The following is a 13,189-nucleotide window of genomic DNA, read 5'->3' as shown; positions in this document are numbered from 1 at the left end:
CTGACATGAGCCACCCAAGGATTGGGTTGGCCCTGGCAGGCGGAGGCCCACTGGGCGCCATCTACGAAGTTGGCGCCCTTTGTGCTTTGGAGGAGGCCGTCGACGGCCTGGACTTCACCGCCTGCGACGGCTACATCGGCGTCAGCGCGGGCGGCTTCATCGCCGCGGGCCTGGCCAACGGCATGACGCCGCGCCAGCTCTGCGCCGCCTTCATCGAGAACACCGCCGAGGCGCCCGACCGCTTCGACCCCGCCGAGCTGCTGCAACCTGCCTGGGCCGAGTTTGGCCAGCGCCTGCGCCTGGTCCCCCAACTGCTGGCCGATGCCGCGCGGGAGGTGCTGCTGGAAGGTCGCTCGCGCCTCTCCGCTATCGAGCGACTGGGGCGCGTGCTGCCCACCGGCCTGCTGAGCAGTGAGCGCTTCGGCGAGGCGCTGACGCGCGTGTTCGCCGAACCCGGACGCAGCAACGACTTCCGCGATCTGCGCCGCCACCTGGTGCTGGTCGCCACGGACCTGGACAGCGGCGAGGCCATCCCCTTCGGTACCGAGGGCTGGGACCACGTGCCCATCTCCCAGGCTGTGCAGGCCAGCGCCGCGCTGCCCGGGCTGTTCCCGCCGGTCGAGATCGATGGACGGCATTACGTGGACGGCGCGTTGAAGAAAACGCTGCATGCCTCCGTGCTGCTGGACGGAGGCCTCGACCTGCTGATCTGCCTTAACCCGCTGGTGCCCTACGCCAGCGACCGCCTCTCCCACCGCGAGGCCCGGTCGCGCCGCGCCAAGAAGCTCGCCAGCAAGCTGGGCCGCCCCGCCGTGCGCGCGCTTCAGCCGCGCATTCACCGCCTGGTGGACGGCGGCCTGCCGCTGGTGCTGTCGCAGACCTTCCGCTCGCTGATCCACTCGCGCCTGGAACTGGGCATGAAGGGCTACGAGCTGACGCATCCGCAGACCGACATCCTGCTGTTCGAGCCGGACCCGCGCGACGCCGAATTGTTCCTGGCCAACACCTTCAGCTACAGCCAGCGCCGCCGGCTGGCCGAGCACGCCTACCAGGCCACGCGCGAGCTGCTGCGTGAACGTGCGGCCGTGCTGAAGCCACAGTTCGCCCGCGCGGGTTTGACGCTGCGCGAGGACGTGCTCGCCAGCCGCGAGGCCCGCCTGCTGCCGGCGCCTGGCGAGACGCGCATGGCGCAGGCGCTGCGTTCGCTGCGCGGCAGCCTGGCGGTGTTGGAGGCGCGGGCGCGCTGACGCGCGCTCTGGCCGTCAGTCGCTCAGGCCGCGATCCGCCCCCGCGGGGCCAGGCCGAGGACCTTCTCCACGACTTCATCCATCTGCGCCAACGTCATGCCCGGCATGCAGCTGCGCCCGATCTCGACGATCCGCTCCCAGGGCGGCAAGGGCAGGCGGCGCAACTCGGTCGCATTCACCTGGGTACTGCCAGCCAGCGCGCGGAAATAGTGGTCCACGCAGCGGCTCGCCAGAAAGGCCGACAGGCCGGCGGCCTCCACCGGCGTCAAGGCGCCCAGCGGATGGCCGGGGTCGCGCTGGATGAAGTTGAGATGGTTCTCCAGGCCCAGCCATTCGCCGGGCAGGCAGCCGTCATAGGCGGCACAGGTGACGCGGCGCTCGGCTTCCTTGGGGGAGAACCTCCGCATCACGACCATGGGCGCGTTTCGCACCAGCAGCGGCTCACTGGCCCTCACGGCCACGATGTGCTCGCGCTTCTTGTTCAACGGCCAGCGGATCGCCTGCTGTCCGACGTGCTGCAGCCAGAGAAAGGGCACCGTGTCGCGCTGCGCCGACTCACGCGAGAACTCCTGGGCCCGAAACGCCACCACCGGGCCTGTGCGGGCACTCAGGCCATAGGTCTGCAAGCGTGCAGTCCACGCCGTAGGCAACACCGAGCCAAGCTGCGGCAGCGCCAGCATGAGTTGCTCATCCTGGCCCACCACGTCGGCCAGGGCATGGGTCTGGTGCAGCGCGCGGTCGAGGTCGTCGGCGCCCTCGCTGCGCGTCAGCGTCAGCGCGGCGCCCGGCTCGACGTCGGCGCGCCCCTTCGCCCAGGCAATGATGGTCTCCTGCAGCACGGCGTCTGCCTCGAAGCCCTCGGTGCGGCTCTCGAAGGCATGCAGGGCCTCCAGGCTCAGGTGGCGCAGCAGCGTCCGCCGGACGGACCGGAAATAGGCACCCGCCATCCATGAGCGCGGCGTGATGAAGCACCAGCGCCCGCTGGGCGACATGAGCCGGGCACAGGCGGCCATGAACAGGCCGTAGATGTTGGGCTGGCCATGCACGGCATAGGCATGGGCCAGTGCGCGCGGATCGCTGGTCTTGTTCAGTTTGAAGAAGGGCGGATTGGCGATCACCAGCAGCCCTTCGACCGTCCGTCCGTCGCGAGCAAGTTCGGACAACAGGAAGTCTTCCTGGTGCAGTTGCCAGTCCACGGCGATGCCTGCGGCCCGACAGGCGGCTTGCACCCGCAAACGCAGCAGCTCCAGCCGGCCGGCCAGCGCGGGATCAAGCTCAAAAACCAGTATTTCGAGCCGGGTCACGCCGCGAGGGTTGCGCAAGACTTCCTCGACCACGGCAGCAACCAGGATGCCGGCACCGGCGGCGGGCTCCAGCAATCGCAGCGTCTGCGCCGGCCCGTCTGCCAGCAGCCGCTTTGCCATGAAGCGGGCGATGGTGGGCGGCGTCATGAACTGCCCCGCCGCCCTCTTCTGCTCGCGGCTGCGCGAGTCACTGAAGCTGCGACCCTCGTGGTGGGCGAACTCCACCAGGCCCAGGTCTGCTGATTCTGAAAAGTCTGTCGTCATGGCTGCGGGTGAAGTGTGCGCAGTTTAGTTAGTCGACCTCGGCGGGCGCGTCCTCCAGCGTCTGCAACTCCACCAGGCGCCGGTACAGCCCGCCTTCCATCGCCATCAGCGCCTCGTGCCCGCCGCGCTCCTGCAGATGGCCATGGTTGAGCACAAGGATCTGGTCGGCCGCGCGGATGGTGGACAGCCGGTGAGCGATGGCGATGACCGTCACGCGCCCATGCAGGTTCGTCAGCGCCTCACCGACCCGGGCCTCGGTCTCGCTGTCGACGTTGCTGGTGGCCTCGTCCAGAAAGAGGATGCGCGGCGAGCCGGCCAGCGCGCGGGCCATGGCCAGCAGCTGCTTCTGGCCCGTGGACACGCGGGCGCCGCCTTCGCCGAGCCGCGTGTCATAACCCTTCGGCAAAGCGGTGATGAAGTCATGCGCCCGCGCGTCGCGCGCTGCGGCCTGCACGGCTTCGTCGCTGATGCCCGGCCGGCCCATGGCGATGTTCTCGCGCACCGTGGCCGCCAGCAGGAAGGGCTCCTGCGGCACCAGGCCCACGGCGTCGCGGAAGGCGGCGTCAGGCACGGCGTCGAGCGGCTGGCCGTCCACCGTGATGCGGCCTTGCTGGACCGTGTAGAAGCGCAGCAGCAGCGACAGCAGCGTGCTCTTTCCGCTGCCGGTGTGGCCGACGATGCCGACAAAGCTGCCGGCCGGAATGTCCACGTCCACGTTGTGCAGCACCGGCCGCGCCGGGTCATAGCCAAAGCCCAGCCCCTCGATGCGGATGGCACCCTGCGTGACCGGCTCGCCTTCCTGCGGTGGCCCGCGGAACTCGTCTTCCTCCAGCAGCGCCCGCACGCGCGACGCGGCGACCATGGACTGCTGCAGCTGGCCGAACTGCATGGTGATCTGGATCAGCGGCTCGACGACGCGGGCGATGTAGGCCAGGAAGGCGTAGAGCAGGCCTACTTCCATGCCCGACATCTCGCGCCGGCCGAAGCCGTAGATGACGGTGACGAGCAGCAGCACGTTGAGCAGGTCCAGCGCGGGGCGCAGCAGCCAGGCGTTGGCGCGCAGCTCGGCGATGCGCGACAGCCGGTGTTCGGCGTTCACCGCCTCGAAGCGTGCGCCGAAGCGCTCCGCCGCGCCCGCCGCCTGCAGCACCGCCATGCCGGCCATGCTCTCGGCCATCTGCGCATTGATGTCGCTGCGCAGCTGCCGCGTGCGCGCCACCGCCGGTGCGGACAAGCGCTGGTAGCCCTTGATGATCAGCACCATGGCCGGCACCAGCGTCGCGACGATGAGCATCAGCCGCCAGTCCAGGATGGCCATGGCGATTAGCGAGCCGAAGACGACGATGGTCGAGTCCAGCATCACGTAAAGCACCTGCCGGTAGAGCTGGTTCACGGCCTCGGTGTCGTTGGTGACACGGCTGACGAGCTGGCCGGTGATGGCCTTGTCGAAGAAGGCCATGGGCAGCGCCAGCACATGGGCATAGACCCGCTCGCGCAGCCGCAGCACCGAGCGCCGCGCCACGCCGGCCATGCGGGAGAGCTGGGCGTAGCGGATCCAGCTCGACGCCCAGCCGGTCAGCAGCACGGTGGCGAGCAGCAGTGCCATGGCACCCAGGTCGTAGTGGCCGGGCAGCAGATAGTTGTCGATGTAGCGCTTGCCGAGGATGGGGGCGAGGACTTCCAGGCCGGCAGCGAGCAGCAACCAGACGCCGCCGCGGATCAGCTGCGGGCGTTCTGCTTGCGCTGACTCCATCAGCAGCCCGACGCTGGCCCAGGTCCGTTCGCGGTCAACCGGCATGCGTCCGTCCGAGCAAAGGAGCGCGAAAGCGCGGCACTTCCAGCGGCCACCACCGAACCGGCTTTGCCGGGCGGTCGGTGGCGCCCCCTTTGAGGGGGCCGGCGAAGCCGGTAGGGGGTGGGCTCATAACGTCGCCTCGATCTGTTGATAGCGCCACTGCGCCGCATACCAGCCACCCAGTTCCAGCAGCTGCTGATGCGTGCCGCGCTCGATGACATGGCCCTGCTTCAGCACGATGACTTCATCGGCATCCATGACCGCCGACAACCGGTGGGCGATGACGATGACGCTGCGGTCCGGCCGAGCCGTGCGCAGCTCGCGGAGGTGGCTGAGGATGTCGGTCTCGGTGCCGGTGTCGACGGCCGAGAGCGCATCGTCCAGCACGAGCAAGGGTGCGTCGCTCAGCAAGGCCCTTGCGATGGCGACGCGCTGACGCTGGCCCCCAGACAAGGTCACGCCGCGCTCGCCGACCTCGGTGGCATAGCCGCTCGGCAGGCGTGCGATGTCCTCGTGCACGGCGGCCAGACGGGCAGCGGCTTCGATGTCGGCCGGCGTGGCCGAGGCCCGCGCGAGCGCGATGTTGTCGGCCACCGAGGCCGAGAACAGGAAGGGTTCCTGCGGCACCCAGGCGATGTGGGCGCGCAGTGCGGCCAACGCAAGCTCGGGCAGCGGCACACGGCCCAGCATCAGGCGGCCGGCGTCCGGTTCTGACTGGCGCAGCAACAGGCGCACAAAGGTGGACTTGCCCGCCCCCGTCGCGCCGACGATGCCCAGCGTGCGGCCCGGCGGGAGTTCAAGGTCGATGCCCTCCAGCGCCGGCCGCTTGGCGTTGGGGAAGCTGAAGGTCAGCCCCTCGGCGCGCAGCGTGGCCTGCGCCGGCAGCGCCGCCCTGCCCTCGTCGGTCAGCGTCAGAGGCGCGTCCAGCACCGGCGCCAAGCGCGTCCAGGCGGCACGGCCGCGCTCCAGCAACGCCAGCACCCAGCCGGCCGCGAACATCGGCCAGATCAGCTGGCCGAGGTACATCGTGAAGGCCGTCAACTGGCCGATGCTGATCTCGCGCTGCGCCACCAGCCAGCCGCCCACGGCCAGCGCAATGGCGGTGGCCGCGCCCAGCGTCATGCCGACGGCGGGCTCGTAGGCCGCCTCCCAGCGCTGCGAGCGATAGGCCGCTTCGGCCGCGTTCTCTGCCAGTTCGGTGAAGCGCCGTTCACTGCGGGCGACGAGGCCTAACGCGCGCAACGTGCGTACCCCGGCCAGGCTTTCCTGCACCTGCTGGTTGAGGTCGCCAAAGCGGTTCAGAGAATCCTGCGCGGCTTCGTGCAGATGCTTGGAGATCCACCAGAAGGCGAGCGCCATCAGCGGGAAGGGCACGAGGGCCGCCAGGCCCAGGCGCCAGTCGATGCTGATGGTCATCATGGCCAGCACCAGCAGCAGCGTCTGGCTGCCATCGAAGCCCGCGAGCATGGCCTCGCCGGCGGCCTGCTCGACGGCCTCGATGTCGTTGGTCGCCAGCGCCATCAGGTCACCGGTGCGCTGCTGCTGGAAATAGGCCGGCCCCTGCAGCGCCAACCGCGCAAACAGCCGCGTGCGCAGCCGGGCGCCGAGCTTGTAGGCCGCCTTGAACAGCGTCAGCCGCCAGCCCACCCGCAGCAGGTAGATGACGACGCCGGCCGCCACCAGCATCGCCAGTTGCTCGATGAGCGCTGAACCCTTGAGGCCGCCCGCCACCAGCGCATCGACGACTTGGCCGACTTGGCGCGGGATCCAGACGGTCAGCGCGGCAATGCAGCTGAGCATGGCGGCAGCGGAAGCGTAGGCGCGCCAGTGCTCGCGCACGAAGGCGGCGAGCATGCGCGGGAGGCTGGCTGAGGGAGAGGCTGAGGTATCAGGCGACATGCGGGAGGGAAGTGTGCCGGTGCTTGTGGCGAGGGCCGTGGTCGGGGCCATTTCGGCTAGCGCCGATCGACGTATTCCTACCTCTCAGGTAGGCGGTGTTCCACACGTCGAGGCGAGCTGGGAGCCAGATCAGGCGGCCACGGCGCTCTCGTGCCGAGCCGCCGGCCACGGTCCCGTCACGTTAGCAGCGCGGTTGAAGGCAGTGAACTCCGACGACCGGCAGCCCGGATCTCGTCCACAACCAATCCAAACCAGGAGGCGCGCCCGACAAGCAGCACCCGCTCGCCCTCAACCGGCGCAACACCGGCCATCCGGCCGTCGAGACACAGACGAACGACCGCGTCGTTGACCAGGAACTTGGCTGCCTGATCGCAGCCTTTGGCTCCCTTGGAAAGACTGTCGACCGAGACGATCCTGGCTTGCTGCTCAACATGCGAACCGCCCGAAACGCGCCCCAGCAATGCCGGCCACCCTGGCAATGCCATGACGGACAAGGCGGCCACGGAGCCCATAGTCAACGGAAACACCAACAGCCAGCGCTTGACCCATGAAGGGTGCTGCGCGCGGAGTCGTTGGCGCACGTCGGCTCGCAAAAACAGGCCCGCCCACAGCGCAAGCGCTCCAAGGAAAAACCACGGTGCTGCGGTCCAGTACTGGGCGGTGAAAGCAAAGACGAAATTGCCCCCCAGGTCCACCTCAAGCAGTACGCCGGCAAGCAAGTAGATCAAAGCACCCACCAACACCGCGAGCCGTGCGCGTGATGGCTGCTGCGCCACTTCTGGCCTTGCGTGGTCCCGTTTGATCTCTGCGATGCGCTCGGCGAGCCTGCGGTCATCTTCATCAATCGACTTCTGAATGCGCGCATCCAAGTCCGCTAACCGACCCGGGCTCGCTATGCCTTGACGATCGAGCGCAACGAGTTCTGCAAGCAGTCGCTCCTGCTCGGATGTTGAAGCGGCAGGGGGCGGCGTGTTCTTCATTTCAGTGCGTCTCCATCGCGGCGCTTGGTTTGCGGTGTCCCAGTAGCCACAGCCCCATCCATGTGAGCAAGCCATTCAGCAACAGCAGTTCCAACCCGATCTGATACCCGCCCCAAGGCTGCCCAAAGTCCAGCACCGCGCACAGCAGCGGCGCCGCCACGCAGACCATTACCAGAGTCCGCCCCGACAACGGCCTCGGCGTGAACATCGCGAATGCGAACAGCCCCAGCAGAGGCCCGTAGGTGTAGCCCGCGAGCTTGAGGATCAGATAGATCATGCTGGCACTGTCCAGCGCCTTGAAGCCAAGCACCAACGCCAGGAACAGCACCGCAAAGCCGAGGTGCACGCGCCGTCTCGTGCGCGTGTCTTCGCGCGGCACACGCAGCAGGTCCAGGCAGGTGCTGGCCGTCAGCGCGGTCAGTGCGCCGTCGGCGCTGGGCAGCAGCGCCGACACCAGCGCCAGCACGAAGACGACCTGCACCCAGGCCGGCAGGTGCTGCATGACCACCGTTGGGAAGAGCGCATCGCCCCGCAACGCCAGCCCGTGCTCCCGGGCGAACAGCGTCAGCAGCCCGCCCAGCAGCAGGAAGGCCGCAACGACGACCAACATGAGTACGGCCAGCACCAGCAGGTTCTTCTGAGCGTCGCGAAGCCTGGCCACCGACAGGCTCTTCTGCATCATTTCCTGGTCCAGGCCTGTCATCGCGATGGCGATGAACATGCCGGCCAGCAGTGCCTTGGCGGAGAAGTCGCGGCTCAGCGGGTCGCCCACCCAGACGCGCGACAGGCCCGCCGCGTCCAGCTGCGCAAGCGCGTCTGGCCGCCACAGCATGACGACGCAGACGACCAGCCCGGTCAGCATGCCGGCGGTCTGCAGCGTGTCCGTCCACACCAGCGCCTTCACACCGCCCTCCACCGTGTACAGCAGGATCATCGCCAGCACGACCGCCGCGCCCACGGCGAACGGCACGCCGAGCGGCTGCAGGATCAGCGTGTGCAGCACCGCCACGACGAGGTAGAGCCGGGCCGTGGCGCCCAACGTGCGGCTCAACACAAAGTAGGCCGAACCCAGCCGTTGCGCCGCCGGCCCGAGGCGGTCGCCCAGCAGGCCGTAGATGGAAGCCAGCTTGAGCCGGTGATAGGCGGGCAGCAGCAGCAAAGCGATGACGGCATAGCCGACGACCTGGCCGAGCGCGATCTGCAGGTAGGTGAAGCCGCTGACCGCCACGGCGCCCGGCACGCTGATGAAAGTGACGCCGGACAGCGACGTGCCGACCATTCCGAAGGCGACGACCGGCCAGGGACTTTCCCTGCCCCCCACATAGAAACCCTCAGCGCCAGAACCGTGCGCGACGCACCGCGCCAGCACCAGCAGCAGGGCGAAGTAAGTGAGAACCCCGATCAAAAGCAGTGCAGGCGACATGGCGCTGAAGTGTCTCCGAGGGCACCCCCCTCAAACGTGGTGGGTCAATTCGTCACGAAGCATCAATAGGATGCGCCCCGTCCTGGGCAATTTTTACTAATTAGTCATGCAACTCAAACCCCTGGCTTTTCTCATCGCTGCGGCTTTCGCCGCGCCCGCCGCGCTGGCATCGACCAGCGGGGTCGTGATCAGCCAGGTGTATGGCGCGAACGGCAATGTCTTCGCGAGCGACTACGTCGAGCTGCACAACACGAGCACGTCCGCGGTCAGTGTCGCCGGCTGGTCCATCCAGTACGGCAGCGCGACGGGCACCGGCAACTTCTCGGGCAACGGCGTCGTCGCCCTGTCCGGCTCCATCCCGGCGGGTGGCTTCTACCTGGTCAGGCTGTCCACGACGACGGGAACTGCGCTGCCCACGCCCGATGCCACCGGCAACATCAACCTGTCCGGCTCCAACGGCAAGGTGGTGCTGGCCAACGTGGCCACCGGCCTGGCCTGCAACGGCGGCTCCGTGGCTTGCACGCCCACGCAACTCGGCCAGATCGAGGACCTGGTGGGCTACGGCAACGCCAACTTCTTCGAAGGCAGCGCGGCGGCCCCGGCCGCGTCGAACACGCTGGCGCTGTTCCGCGCGGCCAACGGCTGCACCGACAGCAACAACAACACGGCGGACTTCGCCACCGGCACGCCGGCCCCGCGCAACAGCGCCTCGGCCCTGGTCAGCTGCGGCAGCACGCCGATCAACCAGCCAATCGTGCCGAATTGCCCCGACCAAGGCGCCACGTCGGGCACGGCCAGCATCTTCACGGTCGGCGCGACCGATGCGGACAGCAAGGTCGACAAGGTCACCCTCGTCGGCAGCCTGCCGGCAGGCGTCACGCTTGGCGACTTCACCGCTGCCGGCGCCAACGGCGAGGCCGCGTCCCAGGCCTTCACGGTCGCCTCCAGCATCGCGGTGGGCGCGTACAACATCAGCCTGAAGTGGGAGAACGACGCCGTCCAGAGCGCCAGCTGCACGTTCAAGCTGACGGTCGGCGGCACGGTCACCATCCCGGCCATCCAGGGCTCGGGCGCCAAGAGCCCGATGGACGGCAACACCATCACCACCAGCGGCATCGTCACCAAGCTGCTGAACAACGGCTTCTACCTGCAGGACCCGGACGGCGACAACGACACCACCACCTCCGACGGCATCTTCGTCTTCACGAGCACCGTGCCGACGGCGGCCGTGGGCGACAAGGTCAGCGTGACGGGCAAGGTGCAGGAGTACTCGGTGTCCACCAGCGCGGCCAGCCAGGCCAGCCCGCTGACCGAACTGAGCAGCGTCACCAACGTCACCATCGTCAGCGCCAACAACCAGCTGCCGCAGCCGGTCGAGGTGAGCCTTGCTGCGCTGACCGCACAGGCCGACATGGAGCGCTACGAGGGCATGCTGGTCCGCATCATCGACCCGCTGACCGTCAACCAGACCAACTTCGTCGGCAGCTACGGCCAGCTGACGGTTTCCGCCGGCGGCCGCACGCTGACACCCACCAACGTGCTGCGCCCGGGTGCCGATGCCCAGGCCCTGCTGGCAGCCAACCAGGCCCGCAGCGTCCTGCTGGACGACGGCAGCTCCCTCAAGTTCCCCAACCCGACGCCCTATCTCTGGCAGGACGGCACGGTGCGTGGCGGTGACACGCTGGAAGGCGTGACCGGCGTCGTCGACTTCGGGCCGGCGACCGATTCCGCCACCGGCCCGCTGTCGTACAAGATCCACCCGACCGCAGCCCCCGTGTTCGCCCGTCCGATCGCCCGCCCCACCGCACCGGCGGCCGTGGGCGGCAACATCCGCGTGGCCAGCTCCAATGTGCTGAACTTCTTCACGACGTTCACCGATGGCACCTCGGTGCCCGGTGGCGGCGCCTGCCCGAGCGCCGGCTGCCGTGGCGCGGACAACCTGGCCGAGTTCAACCGCCAGCGCACCAAGATCGTCGCCTCGCTGGTCGGCCTCAACGCCGACGTTGTCGGCCTGATGGAGATCCAGAACAGCGGCAACTTCGCGGTGCAGAACCTGGTGGACGGCCTGAACGCCGCCATGGGCGCCAACACCTACGCCGCGGTGCCCACGCCAGCGGGCGGCACTGGCACGGACGCCATCCGCGTCGCGCTGATCTACAAGCCCGCCAAGCTGGCGCTGATGGGTGCGTCGATGTCCGACCCGGACAGCATCAACGACCGCCCGACCTTCGCCCAGGGCTTCCAGGCCCCCAACGGCGAGAAGTTCGCCGTCGTGGTGAACCACCTGAAGTCCAAGGGCAGCTGCGGCAGCGGCGTCAACGGCGACACCGGTGACCTGCAGGGCTGCTGGAACGCCAAGCGCGTGCAGCAGGCCCAGCGACTGCTGGCCTGGCTGCCCACGGTCAAGTCCACGGCCGGCACCGATGACGTCATCATGCTCGGCGACTTCAATGCCTACGCCAAGGAAGACCCCATCGAGACGCTGACGGCCGCCGGCATCGTCGACCTCGTCGCCAAGTTCGACCCGGCCGACTACAGCTACGTCTTCGACGCCGGCGCCGGCCGCCTGGATCACGGCCTGGGCACGCCGACCCTTGCGGCCAAGGTGACGGGCGCCACGAGCTGGCACATCAATGCCGACGAACCCGAGTGGATCGACTACAACACCAACGACAAGCAGGCCGGCAACGACGGGTACCAGCCCAACGCCTTCCGCGCGTCGGACCATGACCCGATGCTCATCGGCCTGAACCTGGTCAAGAGCGTGACCGGCACTGCGGGCCGCGACACCATCGTCGGCACCGCAGGCGACGACGTCATCGAAGGCGGAGCAGGCGCCGACACGCTGACCGGCGGTGGCGGCAGCAACCAGTTCGTCTACAGCAGCATGCTGGACGCGGGCGACGTCATCACCGACTTCGTACCGGGCAAGGACATGCTGGTGCTGACCAAGCTGCTGGGCTCGCTGGGCATTGCCAGCGGCGCACCGCTGACCAGTGGCCACGTTACCTGCACAGCGAATGCTGTGGGCGCCATCATCGGCATCGACACCGACGGCACGGCCGGCCCGATCAAGACCAAGCCGCTGCTTCAGCTCAAGGGCGTGGCCTGCCCGGCCATCACCGCCGCCAGCTTCAAGTTCTGAACATCCGTATCTGCAGAAAGAACAACATCATGATTCGCAAATCCCTGCTGGCCCTCGCGGCCCTGGCCCTGGCCGGTGCGGCCCACGCCTCGCTCTACAACTTCACGGGCAGCTTTGATACTGATCCGGCCACGGAAGTCGTCGCTGGCAGCTTCTCCTTCGACGACGCCGAAGTGCTCGCCGGCAGCGCTGAAGGTTCGTTCAAGCTGACCTCGCTGGACTTCACCTTCCATGGCGAGACCTTCGCGCTGGGCAACGCCCTCAATCCCGCGGACATCAACTACACCTATGTGCTGTTCGAGGGTGGTTTGCTGACCGGCCCCAATGCCAGCTTCACGACGTCGGAAGGCACGTTCAGCCTGCAATCCTTTTTCGGCAGCAGCAGCTTCACGTTCTCGCCCACCCGCGGTGACGAACAGCTCGGCACGCTGGCCCTGACGTCAGCGGCCACCGTGCCGGAGCCCGCCAGCCTGGCGCTGGTGCTCGGCAGCCTCGCTGCAGTGGGCGTTGCTTCGCGTCGTCGCAAGGCCGCCTGAACGACCACGCGTTCTCTCGAACGGCCCGCCTCGGCGGGCCTTTTTTCTTAGTACGTCCTGCCGCCCTTGAACTGCGCGTGCTGCCGCCGCTCCAGCGTCGTGCTGCGGCTCATGGCCTCAAAGCTGGTGCGCGCATGGGCATGCATGATGGCGATGCCCAGCGCGTCGGCGGCGTCCTTGCCAGGCACGCCGGGCAGGGCCAGCAGGCGCTGCACCATGGCCTGGATCTGCTCCTTCTTGGCGTGGCCGTGGCCGACGATGGCCTTCTTCATCTGCAGCGCCGTGTACTCGCTGACCGGCAAATCGCTGGACACCAGCGCCGTGATCGCCGCGCCGCGCGCCTGGCCCAGCAGCAGCGTGGACTGCGGGTTCACATTGACGAAGACAATCTCCACCGCCGCGCACTGCGGCTGGTAGCGCGCGATGACTTCGCGGATGCCGTCGAACAGGATCTTCAGCCGCGCCGGCAGGTCGCCGACGGCGACAGCGCTGGTCTTGATGGTGCCGCTGGCGACGTAGGCCAGTCGCGGACCGTCGGCGTCGATGACTCCGAAGCCAGTAGTCTGAAGACCGGGGTCGATGCCGAGAATCCTCAC

Annotated in this window: 9 protein-coding genes; 3 read left to right on the top strand and 6 right to left on the bottom strand. The window is 68.2% G+C overall.

Annotated elements, in window-relative coordinates; translation table 11 throughout:
- Positions 1 to 5 precede the first annotated feature (5 nt).
- Positions 6 to 1,247 (top strand): patatin-like phospholipase family protein, encoded by a 1,242-nt coding sequence (locus AC0IZJ_RS10115; RefSeq protein ID WP_471849179.1) that lies wholly within the window; start codon positions 6 to 8, stop codon positions 1,245 to 1,247.
- A 23-nt stretch (positions 1,248 to 1,270) separates the two neighbouring features.
- Here the strand turns inward: AC0IZJ_RS10115 and AC0IZJ_RS10110 are convergent, their stop codons facing one another.
- The 5 genes from AC0IZJ_RS10110 to AC0IZJ_RS10090 form a co-directional block, all read right to left on the bottom strand.
- Entirely contained in the window at positions 1,271 to 2,815 is a 1,545-nt protein-coding gene (locus AC0IZJ_RS10110) for an Eco57I restriction-modification methylase domain-containing protein (protein WP_471849177.1), read from the bottom strand.
- A 28-nt stretch (positions 2,816 to 2,843) separates the two neighbouring features.
- Positions 2,844 to 4,613, bottom strand: coding sequence for an ABC transporter ATP-binding protein (locus tag AC0IZJ_RS10105; RefSeq protein ID WP_471849175.1), 1,770 nt, complete (start codon positions 4,611 to 4,613; stop codon positions 2,844 to 2,846).
- A gap of 123 nt (positions 4,614 to 4,736) precedes the next feature.
- On the bottom strand, positions 4,737 to 6,464 hold the full coding sequence (locus AC0IZJ_RS10100; protein WP_471849173.1) for an ABC transporter ATP-binding protein: 1,728 nt from the start codon (positions 6,462 to 6,464) through the stop codon (positions 4,737 to 4,739).
- A 221-nt stretch (positions 6,465 to 6,685) separates the two neighbouring features.
- A complete protein-coding gene (locus tag AC0IZJ_RS10095; RefSeq protein ID WP_471849171.1) occupies positions 6,686 to 7,489 on the bottom strand; it encodes a hypothetical protein in 804 nt (267 codons plus the stop codon).
- Between the two features lies 1 nt (position 7,490).
- The gene (locus tag AC0IZJ_RS10090; protein ID WP_471849169.1) at positions 7,491 to 8,912 is read right to left on the bottom strand and encodes a sodium:solute symporter; all 1,422 of its coding nucleotides are present in this window, start codon (positions 8,910 to 8,912) and stop codon (positions 7,491 to 7,493) included.
- Positions 8,913 to 9,018: 106 nt separating this feature from the next.
- Here AC0IZJ_RS10090 and AC0IZJ_RS10085 point away from each other — a divergent pair, with 106 nt between their 5' ends.
- Together AC0IZJ_RS10085 and AC0IZJ_RS10080 are read left to right on the top strand one after the other, a co-directional pair.
- Positions 9,019 to 12,057 carry an ExeM/NucH family extracellular endonuclease gene (locus tag AC0IZJ_RS10085; RefSeq protein WP_471849167.1) on the top strand — a complete coding sequence of 1,013 codons (3,039 nt, stop codon included), beginning with the start codon at positions 9,019 to 9,021 and terminating at the stop codon, positions 12,055 to 12,057.
- Positions 12,058 to 12,086: 29 nt separating this feature from the next.
- Positions 12,087 to 12,593, top strand: coding sequence for a PEP-CTERM sorting domain-containing protein (locus tag AC0IZJ_RS10080; RefSeq protein ID WP_471849165.1), 507 nt, complete (start codon positions 12,087 to 12,089; stop codon positions 12,591 to 12,593).
- A 47-nt stretch (positions 12,594 to 12,640) separates the two neighbouring features.
- Here the strand turns inward: AC0IZJ_RS10080 and ruvC are convergent, their stop codons facing one another.
- Complete coding sequence (gene ruvC / locus AC0IZJ_RS10075; protein WP_471849163.1) at positions 12,641 to 13,189, bottom strand: crossover junction endodeoxyribonuclease RuvC; 549 nt, start codon at positions 13,187 to 13,189, stop codon at positions 12,641 to 12,643.

This window comes from Roseateles sp. AC306 (genome assembly GCF_979253795.1).
The sequence above is the reverse complement of the archived record's forward strand: the minus strand, read 5'-3'. Positions and strand labels throughout refer to the sequence as shown.